This is a genomic window from Agitococcus lubricus (assembly GCF_003051055.1).
Lineage (GTDB): Bacteria > Pseudomonadota > Gammaproteobacteria > Pseudomonadales > Moraxellaceae > Agitococcus > Agitococcus lubricus.
The window spans coordinates 1-17,463 of the sequence record NZ_QAON01000017.1 but is presented as its reverse complement, the minus strand read 5'-3'; the positions used below and the strand labels follow the sequence as shown (position 1 = coordinate 17,463).

General features: G+C 43.4%; 10 protein-coding genes, 1 tRNA gene and 1 pseudogene. 4 read left to right on the top strand and 8 right to left on the bottom strand.

What is annotated here, in order from left to right:
* Positions 1-38 precede the first annotated feature (38 nt).
* The 4 genes and pseudogenes from C8N29_RS13940 to C8N29_RS13925 all read right to left on the bottom strand — a co-directional run bounded on the left by C8N29_RS13940 (position 39) and on the right by C8N29_RS13925 (position 5,496).
* A complete protein-coding gene (locus C8N29_RS13940) occupies positions 39-1,673 on the bottom strand; it encodes an AarF/UbiB family protein (RefSeq protein WP_107866684.1) in 1,635 nt (544 codons plus the stop codon).
* A gap of 9 nt (positions 1,674-1,682) precedes the next feature.
* Positions 1,683-2,321 (bottom strand): ubiquinone biosynthesis accessory factor UbiJ, encoded by a 639-nt coding sequence (locus C8N29_RS13935; protein ID WP_107866683.1) that lies wholly within the window; start codon positions 2,319-2,321, stop codon positions 1,683-1,685.
* A pseudogene (gene ubiE, locus C8N29_RS13930) lies at positions 2,321-3,049 on the bottom strand (bifunctional demethylmenaquinone methyltransferase/2-methoxy-6-polyprenyl-1,4-benzoquinol methylase UbiE); the annotation flags it as partial. The gene C8N29_RS13935 and the pseudogene ubiE, both read right to left, overlap by 1 nt.
* 191 nt (positions 3,050-3,240) lie before the next feature.
* The gene (locus tag C8N29_RS13925) at positions 3,241-5,496 is read right to left on the bottom strand and encodes a molybdopterin-dependent oxidoreductase (protein WP_107866681.1); all 2,256 of its coding nucleotides are present in this window, start codon (positions 5,494-5,496) and stop codon (positions 3,241-3,243) included.
* A gap of 161 nt (positions 5,497-5,657) precedes the next feature.
* Between C8N29_RS13925 and C8N29_RS13920 the strand changes: the two genes are divergently transcribed.
* The 3 genes from C8N29_RS13920 to fadA all read left to right on the top strand — a co-directional run bounded on the left by C8N29_RS13920 (position 5,658) and on the right by fadA (position 10,021).
* Entirely contained in the window at positions 5,658-6,224 is a 567-nt protein-coding gene (locus C8N29_RS13920; RefSeq protein ID WP_107866680.1) for a TetR/AcrR family transcriptional regulator, read from the top strand.
* A gap of 457 nt (positions 6,225-6,681) precedes the next feature.
* A complete protein-coding gene (gene fadB, locus C8N29_RS13915; protein ID WP_107866679.1) occupies positions 6,682-8,832 on the top strand; it encodes a fatty acid oxidation complex subunit alpha FadB in 2,151 nt (716 codons plus the stop codon).
* 13 nt (positions 8,833-8,845) lie between these two features.
* Positions 8,846-10,021, top strand: a complete 1,176-nt coding sequence (gene fadA / locus C8N29_RS13910; protein ID WP_107866678.1) for an acetyl-CoA C-acyltransferase FadA — start codon at positions 8,846-8,848, stop codon at positions 10,019-10,021.
* Between the two features lie 114 nt (positions 10,022-10,135).
* Here the strand turns inward: fadA and C8N29_RS13905 are convergent, their stop codons facing one another.
* Both C8N29_RS13905 and C8N29_RS13900 read right to left on the bottom strand, forming a co-directional pair.
* Positions 10,136-11,128: a cold shock domain-containing protein gene (locus C8N29_RS13905; RefSeq protein ID WP_107866677.1), complete on the bottom strand. Its 993-nt coding sequence runs from the start codon at positions 11,126-11,128 to the stop codon at positions 10,136-10,138.
* 499 nt (positions 11,129-11,627) lie between these two features.
* Positions 11,628-13,508: a potassium transporter Kup gene (locus tag C8N29_RS13900; RefSeq protein WP_107866676.1), complete on the bottom strand. Its 1,881-nt coding sequence runs from the start codon at positions 13,506-13,508 to the stop codon at positions 11,628-11,630.
* Positions 13,509-13,928: 420 nt separating this feature from the next.
* Between C8N29_RS13900 and C8N29_RS13895 the strand changes: the two genes are divergently transcribed.
* A tRNA-Ser gene (locus tag C8N29_RS13895) sits at positions 13,929-14,019 on the top strand.
* Positions 14,020-14,145: 126 nt separating this feature from the next.
* On the opposite strand, the gene C8N29_RS13890 is transcribed toward C8N29_RS13895, so the two are convergent.
* Both C8N29_RS13890 and C8N29_RS13885 read right to left on the bottom strand, forming a co-directional pair.
* Positions 14,146-15,312 (bottom strand): Arm DNA-binding domain-containing protein, encoded by a 1,167-nt coding sequence (locus C8N29_RS13890; RefSeq protein ID WP_107866675.1) that lies wholly within the window; start codon positions 15,310-15,312, stop codon positions 14,146-14,148.
* A 100-nt stretch (positions 15,313-15,412) separates the two neighbouring features.
* The gene (locus tag C8N29_RS13885) at positions 15,413-17,059 is read right to left on the bottom strand and encodes a hypothetical protein (protein WP_107866674.1); all 1,647 of its coding nucleotides are present in this window, start codon (positions 17,057-17,059) and stop codon (positions 15,413-15,415) included.
* Positions 17,060-17,463 lie beyond the last annotated feature (404 nt).

Below are 17,463 nucleotides of genomic sequence, written 5' to 3'. Positions count from 1 at the left end.
TTACGCTAACCTGTTATAGATAGGAGATAGGCGCGGCATTAAACCAAAATCCGCCATGTAACCGCAAGAATAATTAATGCAATACCGAGTAAGCTCCACAAGCCGTCCGCATTGATGCCTGCACAACCTAATACAACGGCTATCAAGGCCAACCAATCGTAACGACGACTTTGTGCCAGTTCATAGTGCAAGGTTTGTAGCTCGCGCCATTGTTTTTCTTGCCATGCATTATGTTGACGCAGACCCCGTAAACTATCATAGACCAATGCGGGGAGTTCTGCTAAGCCTAACACCATCGCAGGGGTTTGTTGCATTAAAGTCTTAAACGATTCAGCAGGATTTAGGCGGCTGCTCAACCATTGGCCAAGTAAAGGTTTACCTAATGACCAAATATCTAACGCAGGGTAGAGGTCACGGCCTAAGCCTTCAACATGAACTAGCGTTTTGAGTAATAAGACGAGCTGTGGCGGAATTTCTAAATGGTAACGACGAGCAACGTCTAAAATACCGACTAAAATAGGAGCAAAGTCCAGCTCATCAATCGACTTTTGCAGCATGGGCGTTAATAAACGGCGAATTTCACGCGTCAAGGCTTGGGTGTCGGTTGCAGGCGCAATCCAACCCGCTTGTGCCGCAATTTGAATCAGTTGTGTAAAGTCATGTTGCATGACCGCCATCATCAGTCGAGCAACGGTGAGGTGGTCGCTGTCGCTGAGTTCGCCCATAATCGCGCAATCTAAGGCAATATAACGCGGTTGTTCGGGCTTAGACACATCGACATAAATGTTACCAGGGTGCATGTCTGCATGAAAAAAATTGTGATTAAACACCTGTGTAAAAAAGATAGTGAGGCCTTTTTCGGCCAATACTTTGGGGTCAACGCCTAAACGCTGAAAACTCGCTTTATCGGAAATAGGCACACCATAAATACGCTCTGCAATCATCACTTGGCTAGTGCATAAAGCGTGATGTACCTCAGGGACATAAATTAATGGCGAGTTTGGGAAATTGTTACGCATGCGTGTGGTATTCGCTGCTTCTTGTAATAAATCAATTTCACCTAACAAGACTTGTTCGTAGTCGCAAACTATTTGTAATAAATGAAAAGCGGCTAAATCCGCAGAGCGTGACTCTAACCAGCGGGCAGCCATTTTTAGCAGACCAAAGTCTTGTTCAATCGCTGTTTGTAAGTGGGGTCTGACCACTTTAACAATGACTTCCCGACCATCGGGTAAGGCCGCCGTATGTACCTGTGCAATCGACGCGGCGGCTAATGGTTCATCATCAAAGCGGCTAAACAGTTGACTAATATCGCCTTGTAACTCGTTACTGACAATCGCTTTTAATTCCTGACTGGCAAACGGAGGCACACGGTCTTGTAGTTTGCTGAGTTCGGCAATAACATGAGGCGGTAAAAGGTCGGCGCGTGTCGATAAAAGCTGACCCAGTTTGATAAACAATACCCCTAAGTCTTGTAAGGCTAAACGTAAACGCTCACCATCATCATAGGTGCTTAAGACAGGCGTAGACCACCATGCGGGATGAATACGTAATAGCAAGAGTGCTGCACGTATAGGCATCGGAATAGGGGCATCGCGTGGAATCAGGGTGTCTAAACGATAGCTGGCGCAAATACGCCAAATGACTAATAAACGAGGTAGATGTTTGAGCATCATAAATCCTTAGTCGGAGGTGGCGGCAGGCGGTGTACTCAGATACTGTTGCTTAAATAAGGCAATCCGTGCCTCTAAGCGCTCAATGTCAGTTCGTAGCTCTTGCACTTCTTCAATGAAATCGTCAATTTGCCAGCGTGCAGGTAAGAGTTGTGCCTCTTCGCGTAAATACTCACCGCCATTTTGTAAAAAAACAGCGGCTGTTTTTTGAGCAAAATTGAATAAACTGCGTAGGCCTTGTCCGATTTGATGCGCCGTGACATCGCCAAAAATTTGGCTTAATCCCATTTCCCAATCAATATCTAATTGCAAGCCAATGCGTTGTAATTCTTGTAGAAAAAAAACATCACCTTCTAACACTAAGCCACTTTGCATAATTGGCGTGTCGCGCTGTAAGGCTTGTTTAATTAAATCAAAACTGGTGGCGCTGACAGAGGCATCTGCACCTTGTGGTTGTTCGGAAGGTGTTAAACGAACACGGTCTTGGTCAAAATAAACCAGTATGCTGATGTGAGGATATTGAACATTGACGTTTAATGTACGACCTTGTTTTTGATTGAGCTGAAGTCGTGTTGCAGGGTCGAGGTCTAAGGCCTTATTGAGCATATCTTCAAAGGCGGACACAGCCAGTACGGTAGGCAATAACATTATTTATAGCCCCTATGTAGCGCAACAATACCACCCGTCAGATTATGATAATCACATTGATAGAAGCCAGCATTTTCCATCATCTGTTTGAGTGTCTGTTGGTCGGGGTGCATGCGGATAGATTCGGCTAAATAGCGGTAACTATCGGCATCTTGCGTTACTAATTGCCCCATCGCAGGTAAGACACTAAAAGAATAAGCATCATAGACTTTGGCTAAGGGGTCAAAAATGGGTTTGGAAAACTCTAAAATCAACAAACGACCATTGGGTTTTAAGACTCTATACATGGAGCGTAGGGCAGCGTCTTTATCGGTGACATTACGTAGGCCAAAAGCGATGGTAATAATGTCAAAGGTGTTATCAGGAAAGGGCAAACATTCGGCATTAGCTTGCACGTATTCGACAAGGGTATAACCGCCGTCAATGAGTTTGTCACGTCCAACCTTGAGCATCGAGTCATTGATATCGGCCAGTACGACGCGCCCTGTCGCTCCAACTTCACGTGCAAAAACACGTGCTAAATCACCTGTCCCGCCTGCGATATCTAAAACCTGCTGACCTCGGCGTACCCCTGAGAGGGTAATCGTAAAGCGTTTCCATAAACGATGAATGCCCATCGACATTAAATCATTCATCAAATCGTATTTGGCGGCTACGGAGTGAAAAACTTCAGCCACTTTACCCGCTTTTTCTTCTTTTTTAACGGTTTGATAACCAAAATGGGTCGTAGAATCGTCTTTAGATGGGGACATAACACGGCTTCAATCGGCAAGTTAAGGTGTGCAGATTGTCAACTGTTGTGCACAGATAAGCAAGTATGCAGGTACGCTTTTTGCCCAAACGTTGAGGCGTACACATCATCACCATGACATCCTGTCACGTCTACTCATCGCCGTTGGCTTGTGAAGAACGCGTAGCCTCATAGTTTTTCTAGGCTAACAGGCACATATTTATGGTAAGGCGTACGAGAAAACGGGTCGCAAGCTGTACTAGCGGTTAGTAAATTGAGCGCAGGGCCAAGGGCCTCACTGTGACGAAAGCGCAGACCATAACCATGTGGCAGACTCACACAGCCCTGACGCATCCCCTCATCAAATTCGGTCATGACACGGAGTTCACCTTGAGCAGAACGACAACGTATTTGTTCGCCTTCTTGTATGTTGAGGCGTGCGGCATCGGCAGGGTGAATACGTAGCGCACCCTCTTTATCGACTTTACGCCATGCAGGGTCGCGATAAATTTGATTAGCATTATAACTTCGGCGCTCACCTGCCGCTAAAATGAATGGAAACTCAGAAGGGTGCGGCTGTTGTTGTGCCAGCGCATTAAGCTCGGCCAACATTTCTGGAATGGCTAAATAAATACGGCGGTCTTTATTTTTAATCAATGACCATACATCGCTATAACGGTGTTCACTAAACACAACTCCTGAACGCTGCTCAAGAATGGCATTAAATAAGGCCGCACCTAAGGTGATGCGATTACCCTTAAATCCTGCCCGCTGCATGGCCTCGTGGTGCTCTTGGGCAAATTGAATAGCTAAGGGGAGAATAAATGCCGCCGCCGCCGCGTTATGCGCTAAGTTAGCCCCCAAGGTTCTATATAAAATTGAAACCGCATAAGGCTGCCAGTGTTTTTTGTGTGCCAGCGTCGCAAATAGGGCAGTGGTATAGGCTAAATAATGACTTTGTTTAGGCTCATAACGGGCGATACGGCTGAGTAGTGGGAAAGTACGCGGTATGATGCGCATTTTTTCCAGTAGACGGGTGTAAATTTCGGGTTCGGGCAGACTTTCCCCTAACGCGGGTAAAATGGGGTGTCTGAGATGAAAGGCATTACGCGGAAACTCTAAGTTAAAGCCTGTGCACTCCCATTTTTCAAATTGAGAGGCCGCAGGTAGGACATAATGCGCAAGCCGTGCGGTTTCGGTCAGTGCGACATCGACCACGACTAACAACTCTAACTGACGAAAGGCGTTATCAAAGGCGGCGGTATCAGGCCATGTCAGTAATGGATTACAGCTATCCACAATCACAGCGCGAATGCGTTGCTCGCCTGCTAATAAAATTTCATCAGGCATAATACTGGGGGGAAGAATGCCTGAAATCGGAAACATATCATGATAGACGCTATGCGTGAGCTTTTTTTTGCGTTCGTCCGTGTTGCTTAAAATAGGTAATAAAAAGGCATGTAAATTATTACCCCCTTTAATACCAAAATTGCCTGTTATTAAATAAAGTAGTTTTTCCAGATAGCCGTTTAAGGTGGTATTTAAGCTGTGCTGTATGCCTAAATCAATGCGCACGCAGGCACGTTTGGCTTTGGCAAAACCATAAGCAACCCGTTCAACATCGGCTAGAGGCACATCGGCACGCGCGACATACTCTTCAATGGGAATGGTTAATAATGCCTTTTCGACGTCTTCATAACCTGTACAATGCTGTGCAATAAAATCGCGGTCATGTAAATTGGCGCGAATAATCAGCGCTAAAATGGCGCTCATTAAAAACGCATCAGTCGATGGTTTGAGTTGTAAATGAATATCGGCTTGTTTGGCGGTTTCGGTACGTCTGGGGTCAATCACCACCATCGTACGATGTGGGTTTTTGCGAATCTCTTTGAGTGTGTCGCGGGCGTTTGGAATCCCATGTGCTTGAAAGGGATTACAACCAATGAATAATACAAAGTCAGCATGCTCAACATCTTCGGTGGTATGGCAAGTTTGGCTACCGAATAAACGACCATTTACCCAAAAGTCACCCGTTTTTTCTTGTCCCAAGGAGTTGTAGTTAAAGCGACTTTTCATGGCCGCGCGTAGTTGGCTTAAATAGGCACCCCCCAAATGATTGCCTTGGCCACCACCACCCGCCGTTGCGAATGCATTGCCACCGTGTTGCTCTCGAATTTGGATTAAGCGGTGTGCTATATCATCTAGAGCCTCATCCCAACTGACCCGTACAAAACTGCCATCATCTAAGCGTTTGAGAGGGTATTGTAAGCGGTCTTCATGGTGCTGATAGTATTCGAGACGGGCGGCCTTTTGGCAGATATAGCCTTTAGAGATGGGATGGTCTTCGTCACCACGAATTTTACTAAAGTGACCATTGTCCGCGATGTCGATGGTTAAACCACAATTTCGTGAACACAGAATACACGCTGTTTTTTCGCTACGCATGACAAAACCCCCTAACACAAGCTATAGAATAACGATTGTTATAATAACGGACGTTATTCTATAATGGCGACACTGTCAATCACCAGACAAAACGGATTAAATTCTTGTGTTGCTCACATCGTTTATTAAGTTGCACATTCCTAAGCACAGAGTACTAAAACATGCGTTATCCTCCCGAGCATAAAGCTGCTGCGCGAGCCAAACTGTTGGCGGCAAGTGCTGCCGTTGCCAAAAAAGAGGGCTTTAGTCATACAGGTATGGATGCGTTGACGGCTGCCGCAGGGATGACCACGGGCGCTTTTTATAGTCAATTTAGCTCTAAGCAAGAGTTATTAAGCGCTATTGTTGAGCAAGAGTTGACAAAGACCCTCGCGCTTTTTTCGCAAAAAACGCCTGAGCAGTTACTGGTAGCTTTGGGACGTTATTTAAGTCTGTCACACGTTGAGCATCCTGAAGCAGGGTGTGCGATTCCCAGTTTAGGCGCAGAAATCGCACGTGCAGATTTAGCGACTAAACAATGTTTTGAACAGCACCTATGCCAATTAGTATACGTGATTACGCAAACGATAGGCGATGAAAAACGGGCATGGGCTATCATTTGTCAAGCGATTGGTGGGGTGGTGGTGGCTAGGGCGATGGCATCGTCAGAGTTGCAACAAACGGTATTACAGGCGGTGCAAGAGAGTGGTCGACAAGTATTACAGTTAGAGCCACTGTCTGACGTATAGAGATGACTAGCTGATAATGGCTATAAATTAGCCTGTTATATCTAAAGTCATCCATATGCAAATATATCAATACTCGGATAGGCTCAGCATCATTGAGATGAAGCAGCGTTTATAGGACGTTCGTCCCAGTCCAATGATGTGAATTGTTACATCTTGCCAGTGTAAAAATGTTGACCAATCAGCCACAAAAAGTTGCCAAAAATGCTGGCGAGTGGCATACACTTAGCCCACTTTTGCTTAAGAGAGCTTTTTGTCTGCTCATCATACAAAAAGTTCAAAAGAACAAAGTAAATAATAGGCTTACGATGTCTTAATCGTCATGAGCGTAAATTTGCTTTTATTTGTCCTAGGATAGCTAACCCTCTCATGGATTATATGCTGAGGGTTAACAGTCCTAATTGATAAAACCAGTCAATTAGACCTTATCAATGTAAACCACCACGATGGAGATTTAGGCATGATTTATTCAGGAGCTGCCATCAGTGTACAAGCCTTAGCAGGCGGTATCGCTGAGTTCAAGTTCGATCTCGCCAATGAATCGGTTAATAAGTTTAACCGTGTGACTCTCGAAGATTTTAAGAATGCAATTGATGCTGTTAAAGCAGATAGTAGTATTAAAGGTTTAGTTGTCACTAGCGCGAAGTCTGTATTTATTGTTGGTGCAGACATTACCGAGTTTGTCGGTAGTTTTGCTCAAGGTGAAGCAGCCATTGTTGAATGGACCTTAAGTGGAAACCAAATTTTTAATGCGTTTGAAGATTTGCCATTCCCAACCGTTGCGGCCATTAATGGTATCGCTTTAGGTGGCGGTTTTGAAATGTGTTTAGTGTGTGACTATCGTGTGATGTCCACGGCTGCAAAAGTAGGTTTGCCCGAAGTTAAATTGGGTATTTTCCCTGGTTTTGGTGGCACAGTGCGCTTACCGCGTGTCATTGGTATCGACAATGCCGTTGAATGGATTGCCGCAGGTGCAGAAAAGCGTCCAGATGCCGCCTTAAAAGACGGGGCTGTAGATGCTGTTGTTGCGCCAGACCAATTACACGCTGCCGCAGTAGCCTTAGTTCAACAGTGTATCGACGGTAAAATCGATTGGAAAGCTAAACGTGCTGAAAAATTAAATCCTGTCAAGCTCAATATGATGGAGCAAATGATGGCATTTAATACCGCGATGGCGGTTGTTGTGGGTAAAGCAGGGCCTAACTACCCAGCCCCTAAATTAGCCTTACAAGCCATTCAGGCACATGCCAGTTTAGGTCGTGATGAAGCGCTTAAAATTGAAGGCAAAAATTTCGCGAAAGCGGCTGTTACGCCACAAGCGAATGCTTTAATTGGTTTATTTATGGCTGACCAAGCCGTTAAAAAAGCCTCTAAAAAGCATGAAGGCAAAGGCAGTAAAGAGATTAGTCAAGCGGCGGTATTGGGTGCAGGCATCATGGGTGGCGGTATTGCCTACCAAGCAGCCAGCAAAGGCACACCCATCATTATGAAGGACATTCGCACCGAAGCCCTTGATTTGGGTATGGGCGAAGCCTCTAAATTATTAGGTAAGCAAGTCGAAAAAGGCCGTTTAACTCCTGCCGATATGGGTAAGACCTTATCGCGTATTCGTCCAACCTTAAACTACGGTGATTTTAATAGCGTTGATATCATTATCGAAGCGGTTGTTGAGAATCCCAAAGTTAAAACAGCCGTATTAAGCGAAGTTGAAGGTTTAGTCAAAGAAGACACGATTTTAGCGTCTAATACGTCTACTATTTCGATTACTTACTTAGCTAAGTCGTTAAAGCGTCCAGAAAACTTTGTCGGTATGCATTTCTTCAACCCAGTACACATGATGCCATTGGTTGAAGTTATTCGTGGCGAAAAGTCTTCTGATGAAGCGGTTGCTGCAACAGTTAAGTTAGCACAAAAAATGGGTAAAACACCTATCGTTGTTAACGATTGCCCAGGCTTCTTGGTAAACCGCGTATTATTCCCATACTTTGGTGGCTTTGATATGTTAGTCCGTGATGGTGCTGACTTCCAAGCTGTTGATAAAGTGATGGAAAAATTTGGTTGGCCAATGGGTCCAGCCTACTTGTTAGACGTTGTTGGTATTGATACGGGCGTTCATGCTGCCAAAATTATGGCTGAAGGATTCCCAGATCGTATGCAACCTAACTACAAGTCTGGCACAGAAATCATGTTCGAAAATAACCGTTATGGCCAAAAGAATGGCAAAGGTTATTATGTTTACGAACAAGACAAAAAAGGCAAGCCAAAGAAAGTGGTTGACCAAACAACTTATGAGTTGTTAACACCAATCGCTGCAGCACGTAAAGAGTTTGACGCTCAAGAAATCATTGATCGTTGTATGATTCCAATGGTTAACGAAGTGGCTCGTTGTTTGGAAGAAGGTATTGTTGCTAGCGCAGCAGAAGCGGATATGGCCTTAATTATGGGTATCGGTTTCCCACCATTCCGTGGCGGTGCTTGCCGTTACGTTGACCAAATTGGTGTCGCTAACTACGTTGCATTGTGTGAAAAATATGCTCACTTAGGCAAAGCCTATGAAGCCCCACAATTGTTACGTGACATGGCCGCCGCTAACAAGAAATTCTTTGGTTAATTAGGAGCGAAAAATGAGTCTTAATCCTCGTGATGTAGTCATCGTTGATGGTGTACGTAGTGCAATGGGTCGCTCCAGAAACGGTATGTTCCGTAATGTGCGTGCCGACTCTTTATCTGCTGAGTTAGTAAAAGCCTTATTGGTGCGTAACCCAGCGGTTGACCCCAATGAAATCGAAGATGTGATTTGGGGTTGTGTTAACCAAACCTTAGAACAAGGTATGAACGTTGCGCGTAACATTGCCATGTTAGCTGAGTTGCCACGTACGGTTGCAGGTCAAACGGTTAACCGTTTGTGTGGCTCTTCGATGCAAGCCTTACATACAGCGGCTGCTCAAATCATGACTGGCCAAGGTGATGTGTTTATTATTGGTGGCGTTGAGCACATGGGGCATGTGCAAATGACGCACGGTGTAGACCTCAACCCCAGTGCCTCTAAGCATTATGCCAAAGCCTCTAATATGATGGGTTTGACTGCAGAAATGTTGGGCATGATGCATGGTATCAGCCGTCAGCAACAAGATGAGTTTGCCTTGCGCTCTCACAAAAAAGCATGGGAGGCGACCTTAGAAGGGCGTTTCAAAAATGAAATTATTGGCATTGAAGGTCATGATGCGAATGGCTTTAAAGTGTTATGTGAGATTGATGAAGTGATTCGTCAAGATGCATCGTTAGAGCAATTGGCTTCTTTGAAACCTGCCTTTAATCCTAAAGGCGGTACAGTGACAGCAGGTTCTTCTTCAGCATTGTCTGATGGCGCTTCTGCCATGTTATTAATGTCGGCTGAACGTGCACAAGCCTTAGGCTTAAAACCACGCGCAAAAATCCGTAGCATGGCGGTTGCAGGTTGTGATGCGGCAATCATGGGTTATGGCCCAGTTCCAGCCACACAAAAAGCCTTAAAGCGTGCAGGTTTAAGCATTGCCGATATCGGTATTGCAGAATTAAACGAAGCCTTTGCTGCGCAGTCTTTACCCGTCTTAAAAGACTTGGGTTTAATGGGTGTAGTGGAAGATAAAGTCAACTTGAACGGTGGTGCGATTGCGTTAGGCCATCCACTGGGCTGTTCGGGTGCACGTATTACCACTACCTTATTAAATGTGATGGAGTGGAAAGACGTACAATTTGGTTTGGCGACCATGTGTATTGGTTTAGGCCAAGGCATTGCAACGATTATTGAGCGTGTATAACGAGCCGCTCTATGCCCATTCTCTCGTATGGAGAGGATGGGGTAAGTAGCATAACGTCGTCTTTATCCAAGACCTGTTAAACCCTCTATTTTATCCAAGTAGAGGGTTTTTTATTTACATCAAATCATCGTCATAGGGTATAAAAGGCATCGTATCGCCGACATAATTGCCGTGTGGTTCTACGGATAACGCCATAATGTGTGTTGCACAATAGCCTTTATCGTTACGCCCTAAAATATAGCTGACTCTATCACCTAAGCGTAAAGCAGCAAAATTACGATTTTTGACTTCACTAAAGTGAAAAAAGATATTTTCCATGTCTTCATCGGGTGTGATAAAGCCGAACCCACCTTCTTTAAGACTTTGAATCACGCCTTCGCTACGTTGCTCTAGGGGGGGAGTAGGAATGGGGGCAATCACAGGTGTGCTTAAATTGAGTGCACTCAAAATAGCTTGTTCTTCTTTAGGATATAAGAAGAGGTTATTAATTTGTTGGTCGTTACGTAACGACCTGTCATCAATAATTTGATGCATCAAGACAGGGTAAGTGGCTTCATCCAATAGAACTTGTGCTGTCCGTGTCAGCTTTTGCACATTGTGGCGGTCGGTGTATTCAAAATCCCATGCTAATAACATCACACGCGTGCCGACGGTGTTGAGTTTACGCAACAAGGGACGAAAGTCGCCATCACACGCTACCAATACCAAGACATCAAATTGTTTATAAATAGCTAACTCATACGCCTCTAAGGCAAGCCAGACATCAATGCCTTTTTCGCCATCAGGCCCCAACGGCAAGTAGTGTGTGGTCACACCTTCACGCATTAAAACTTCGTCAAATAAACGCTCTTTGAGTAACAGGTCACGTTGCTCTGCATCTTGTGCGCGTAAACGGCCTCTAAAATAATGGGCATCGACAATGTGACAATAACGCACATCGGTATCTTCTTCGTTTGCTACCCGATGACGAATGTATTCGTGTAGCCCAGAAATGCTGATGCGGGATTTGCGTTGATGATAGTATTGATAATAATTACTGACATGAAGAAAAAAATTGCCATCATAAAAAATACCAATTTTGGTAAAACTTTTTGCATTATTCGCCATAAGAGGCTCCTATTGTTATTTTATCAACTCAGTCGATACAAGGTCATAGCAGATTTATTAAGCAAAGACTTAGCCAAGATGGGCATTAACGCGACTATTTTGAAGAATAAATTTGCTAATGTCTGTGGTAGTGAGTCTTTCTTTTATCATCGAGAGTACTGATTTAGCGTACGACAATAGTTTTATATTCACAAAACTGTGTTGAATAAGTTAAATACATCTATTTTAAGAACTTATTACGCTAGGCATGTTGCTTTTTAGTGCTTTATAAAAGGGATGTATCTCCTCTAGTTAGAAAGTATATTCCTAACATTTCATTAAAGGGGTTTTGAAAAAAACGATTTTAACACTTTTAGCACGGTTTTCGTGCTGAAAGTTTAAGCAAATGTTAAAAATAGGGCTTAAAAACCTTGAGGTCTTGACTATTTGCGACAAAATTTGATTTTTATTGAAGTGCTAATTTAATAAAACGAGAAAGCCAATCCTTGGCACGTGACACTTAGAGTTCGATTTGTGTTCCCAACTCGACTACTCGGTTAGTCGGAATATGAAAAAAATCGGTGGCTGATGCAGCATTACGGGACATCGCGACAAAGAGTAGCTCACGCCATGGTGCAATTTTCCCTTCTAAGCGGGGAATCAGCCGTTCACGTGATAAGAAGAAACTCGTATCCATCATATCAAACTCAAGCTGATGGGGTTTGCATAATGCTAATAGCTCGGGTACATCGGGTTGTTCTTTGAAACCATAAAAACCTGTAATGAGCCAAAAACTTGGAGATATTTGTTCTATTTTTAGTCGGTCTTGGGCATCAACAACAGGAATATCTTTAGTATGTAAGGTCAGCAAAATATTACGTTCATGCAAAATTTTATTATGCTTAATATTATGTAATAAGGCATGTGGTACAGACGCATGTGTGCCTGTCATAAACACTGCCGTGCCTTCGATGGTTTGAATAGAGCCTGCACCAATACTATTTACAAATAAATTGAGCGGCATCGTTTCGCTATTCAGTTTAGCAAATAATATTTCACGGCCTTGTTTCCATGTCAGCATGATGGTAAACACACTGATACCGATTAACACAGGAAACCAACCCCCTTGTAAAAACTTTAAGGAGGTTGCCCCAAAAAAGGCTAAATCCGTCAATAACAACGGAACCGCGACCAATAAAGTAAGTTTTTTAGACCAACCCCAAATCGTAATGGCCACAAAAGCGGCTAAAAAGGTATCGCAAATCATGGTCATGGTGACAGCAATGCCATAAGCTGAGGCCAAGTTACTAGATGACTTAAACATCAATACCAAAATAATAATGGAGGCTAATAAAATCCAATTTAAGACAGGAATATAAATTTGTCCGATTTCTTTAGCAGAGGTATGTAATACCTCAAAACGTGGTAAATAACCGAGTTGCATGGCTTGCCGAGCAATAGAAAACACACCAGAGATGACGGCTTGTGAGGCAATGACAGTGGCCAACGTGGCTAAAATAATTAGCGGTAAAATAAACCAACTGGGTGCTAGTTGATAAAATGGATTTTCTACGGCTTCGGGGTGTGTCAGTAGCAACGCGCCTTGGCCACAATAGTTAAGTACTAAGGCAGGCAATACCAAACCAAACCATGCGTAATTGATAGGTTTACGACCAAAGTGCCCCATATCCGCATATAATGCTTCGCCACCTGTAATAGTCAGTACCACAGCGCCTAGTGTGACAAACGCAATAAAGGTATGGTTGCTAATAAACTCGATTGCCCATAAGGGATTGATGAGCTGTAAGACGGCAGGATACTGGGAAATATTGCTAATACCTAAAACGGCTAAGGTACTAAACCAAACTAACATCACAGGGCCAAATAACTTACCTACCGAACTCGTGCCATGACGCTGAATGACAAATAATGTCACTAAGACGGCAATCGTAATTGGAATCACATAAGGCTCAAAAACGGGGGTTACTAACTTCAAGCCTTCTACGGCAGAAAGCACCGAAATAGCAGGGGTAATGATACCATCGCCAAAAAAGAGAGCAGCACCAAAAAGGCCAACACTCACTAATAATAAATTTTGTAGTGGTGTGACTTGTTTGTTACGTAGACTCAAGGCTAATAACGCCATAATCCCACCTTCGCCATTGTTATCAGCACGCATAATAAAGGCGACATATTTAATAGACACCACCAGCGTGATAGACCAGAAAATCAGCGACAAAATGCCTAAAACATTATCATGCGTAATAGCAAGGCCGTGACTCGCATGAAAGCATTCCTTGAGTGCATATAAAGGACTCGTCCCAATATCACCAAAAACGACACCTAAAGCTCCTAAAGTTAGGGCGGTCATGGGCGTATGTTGCTTATTTTCACTGTGCATATTAAAGCTCTCCAAACAGAGACCAAACACAGTCTCAATTTGGTTGATATCAGGCAAAACTAAGGGTCATAAGACAAAATATGTCTGTAGGCTAAACAACGGAACGAGTGTCAGCGTATGTGCTTACAGGATGATGAATTTTGGCTGTGACTCTGTGACGGCAGAAAAGGGTACTCGTTATTCTGCAATAGTAATGCCTTAGTGTAACATTCATCGAGTAAGCTCACCAAACAACTCCCACAATAAAAATAAGATTGCCTGCTAAAAAATGGCTATCTGCCTGTTTTTGCTCAAAATATACCCATTTTTAGGGTGAGCTATCCAAAAATAGAAAAAACATTCGGTAAACGCTCAAAAAGATTTTGCCTTTTGGGAAAAGTTACGATAATCTTACGCGCCTTGTTAATAGACAAGCAATTTGGTGAGATGGCCGAGTGGTTGAAGGCGCACGCCTGGAAAGCGTGTATACGTTAATAGCGTATCGAGGGTTCGAATCCCTCTCTCACCGCCAGTTTAAGCCCTTGATTTACAAGGGCTTTTTCGTTTCTAAGGGAACGTAAAACGGGCAAATGGGATGGTTTATGGGAAAAATATAAAAAAACGGACTTTTAGAATGGGCAAAACGACCTTGTGTTTTTTAGAAACCTAATGCCTTTTCTACTTTTTTAATGAGGCTGCCACTGTCATCTCGAATCCATTTTGCATAATAACGAAATGTGGTTGTCGGATTAGTATGCCCCAACTGTTGTGATATCCATGCCACAGGAATAGCCCCTGTGCTGAGCAATTGGCAGGCGAATGTGTGTCTACATTGCCCTGGCCCTCTATATCTCACCCCAGCTTTTTTTAGATGTGCTTTGAAAAAGCGATCACGAATACAAAAATCAGTTTCATGGGCAAGGCCTGTATTGCTGTTCAGGAAAACTGGACGCAGTAGTTCTTTTTTGACAGTGCGATTATCGCGCTGAACCACATCAAATGACTTTTTCTTGGCAATGTAGCTGTATGACATCATCGCAATGAGTGCATCCATTGCGGGCTTGAGTAGTTCTACCTCTCTGTTTGAGCGTTTGGTTTTTGTGACTCGATAGAGACCATTCACTTTTGAGCGACGAAAATTTACGGTACCACGTTCTATATCAACATCCTCCCATGCCAATGCGATGGCTTCAGACACACGACATCCTGTCCAGAGCATAAATTGAATCAGCAAAAGTTCCATCTTTCGGTCTGTGGGTGTATTAAGAATCGTCTCTATTTCTTGTCGGGTAAACGGGTCAGGGTCATCTTCATCGCACATGCGAATCGTAATACCTTCTGTAGGGTCATAGCTGAGTTTGTTTCTGGTGCGATACAGTACAAATATTTGTCGCATGATGCTGATGATTTCTTTGATGGTTTTGTTTTTCAGGGTCAAAGAAAGTTCTTTTTTAATCCAAATTTGTATATCGATATGGTCGATTTCTTGAGGGAAGCAGTTACCCCATTTGGGCTTGATGTGTGCTTTTATTTTGTCTTGGTATCCTTTGAATGTGGATGCCGCTACTTCTGTTTTCTTGAAGTCAGACCATAAGTCAATGTAGTAGTTAAAGAGTCCTTCTTTGGCTTTTTTCGAGTTGGGGAAGTGTCTGGCATACTTAAATGTATCTTGCGATAGTTCAAAATGGATGACCTGTATTAATTTTGAGGCATATTCTAAATTGGCTTCTGTGGCTGGGAGACCAAGTGTTTCTCTACACAATTCGCCGTTATACCAAAAATAGACTCTGATTGAGTTGCCTCGAACTTCTACGCCTTTTTGCATGATGAGTAATATCGTTAAAAATGAGGAATAACTATTCGATACCGTAATGAAGTGACATAGCAGGCACAAAAGAGTGCCTGAAACCTCTGAGTGCAACGGATTAGTTTTTAGGTGCGTGAAATATCCAGCAGCGCATTGAATAGGGGGCTTGAGTTCTTTCGGTTGATGAAAAGACAACACGGCTTTTTTCAACAAATTTATAGCGAGTGGAGGAGGGTAATATATTTTTTAGGTCGGTTAACGGTGGGAGCTGTTGTCTTGCTTCTGTGGCTAGTTCGACAAACTGATTCATGTGAATGGCAATCAATTTTTCATCTTTGCTGTGATTGATAATTTTAGTGAAATGTAGTGAGTTTTTCAGGTACTCATAGACTTCAAAGAATTGTTCAACCACTGGGTGGTCTTGATTGATACGTTTTTGTCTTTCTATAGCAAGTGACACAATCATCTGATGTACAGCTTCTTTACACTGTCTAGGTAAAGCGACAAGAAAATCTAGTGCATCGACCAATGCCATCAGCTGCGCATGGTTTAATACAATCCGTACATTTTTTATTTCAGGGTGTTGGCTGAGCTGTTGTTCGTAGCACTTAGTCTTTTCAAAAATAATTTTCAGTAGTTCCTTTTCTTGGGTCGTTGCTTTGACAATAAAGCCACTGACATATTTGACGTCAGTTTTGGCCAGCTCGTCTGCAATCGGTTTTTTACTGAGTTGAGCGGCTCTAAAATGCAGATGCACAATACGCTGGATGATGGCTTCACTGGCATTGACCGTCGCATTTTGTGCGATGATAATCGCCCCTTTGAAGGGTGGCTCATAGGTTTCATTACCTGCCGTTGCCATCCCGCGCGTGCGTATTGAGCGGCCATTAAATAGGGGCTTGAGTTCGTCGTAGTCAAATTTCTTGGCATGACTTTGCGAATCTCTATCGCCTTCCATCAGGACTACGGGCAGATTGGAGACTTGTAATAGGCTACGTGCCACACCTGCTGCGGTGCCTTTAGAGGGGTCTATCCCTTCATGGCCTGTTCTGCCTGCCAGTTTCCATAGGAATTCAATCAGGGTACTTTTACCTGCACCTGCATCCCCAACGATTTCTAAAAACGGGTAGCTTTGCTGTTCGCGTCTGATTTGTTCGGCAAAGAAGCTGCCTAGCCAATAGGCTAAGGCAATGATGCCTTTCTCCGCAAAGCAGCTATAAATTTTTTCTACAAAGCTCAGGTTGAGCTGTTTTAAGTCTGGGTTAATTTCTAAGTTGGGTGATTGGCTCAGTGATTTGATATCGGTTTTGCCAATTTCATAGTAATCATCAGGGTTCATTTTGTAGACTTTGCCATTATGAACAGCCATTTTATTGAATATCCACGTTTGGTATTGCTGGCTATAGCCAATGTAATCAATGGTTTTTACATGCCTAATTCGGTCTAACTTATAACGAATGAATTCATCTAGTTGATGTCCATTCCCTGTAAACAAGCAACCAGGTGCAATACTGAGTAGACGTTTTTTGAACTCGGATGCGCTGGCTAACTGAGTACCTGTGAAGGTGTTTTTGATGGTTTCTCGGTGTTGAGATGAAATACGAAAGTAATACCAAGACTCTCCTGTGATGTCGTTTGCCTGAAAATATAGGGGGATGGGGTAGCAATTGGCTAAGTTTTGAATATTGCCTGACGAGGCTAAGGCTTCGTCTCGGAGTTCTGCATCTGACTTCGATACGTTGCTGTTCTCACGTAGCTCAGACATACGTTTGTTATATGCGTCTATATCTAGCTTGAACCAGTATAAGTTGCTACGAAACTCATAGGTAAAACCACTACGTTCCGTGTGTTTGTATATTAGCAACGCTTTCTCGGTCGGTGTTTGTGCGATGAGTAATGCCCCATAATAGCGATAGCTTTCGATATCCTTTTCTGAGTAGTTATTTTTGAGGTGTAAGTCATTCCAGTCCTGAGTTTTACCATCAAAACGGTAAGGGGGTTGAGCTGCACTACATTCCCAGCCTGATTCTTTGAGTTGGCTGATAATCTTTTCGGTGGCTTTATGACCCGCAGGTGTAATGGTTTAATAGAACAGGACACTTTGATAGGTAGTATTTATACTGCAAGTAGAGGTGTTTATGAAAGCAACGAAGTCAATGAAAAAGCCGA

Bases quoted from the DNA above. Each gene is read 5' to 3' on its own strand.
- C8N29_RS13900 (WP_107866676.1), bottom strand. From the start codon at position 13,508: ATGCACAGTGAAAATAAGCAACATACGCCCATGACCGCCCTAACTTTA.
- C8N29_RS13890 (WP_107866675.1), bottom strand. From the start codon at position 15,312: ATGCAAAAAGGCGTAGAAGTTCGAGGCAACTCAATCAGAGTCTATTTT.
- C8N29_RS13935 (WP_107866683.1), bottom strand. From the start codon at position 2,321: ATGTTATTGCCTACCGTACTGGCTGTGTCCGCCTTTGAAGATATGCTC.
- C8N29_RS13920 (WP_107866680.1), top strand. From the start codon at position 5,658: ATGCGTTATCCTCCCGAGCATAAAGCTGCTGCGCGAGCCAAACTGTTG.
- C8N29_RS13885 (WP_107866674.1), bottom strand. From the start codon at position 17,059: ATGTCTGAGCTACGTGAGAACAGCAACGTATCGAAGTCAGATGCAGAA.
- C8N29_RS13940 (WP_107866684.1), bottom strand. From the start codon at position 1,673: ATGCTCAAACATCTACCTCGTTTATTAGTCATTTGGCGTATTTGCGCC.
- fadB (WP_107866679.1), top strand. From the start codon at position 6,682: ATGATTTATTCAGGAGCTGCCATCAGTGTACAAGCCTTAGCAGGCGGT.
- C8N29_RS13925 (WP_107866681.1), bottom strand. From the start codon at position 5,496: ATGCGTAGCGAAAAAACAGCGTGTATTCTGTGTTCACGAAATTGTGGT.
- C8N29_RS13905 (WP_107866677.1), bottom strand. From the start codon at position 11,128: ATGGCGAATAATGCAAAAAGTTTTACCAAAATTGGTATTTTTTATGAT.
- fadA (WP_107866678.1), top strand. From the start codon at position 8,846: ATGAGTCTTAATCCTCGTGATGTAGTCATCGTTGATGGTGTACGTAGT.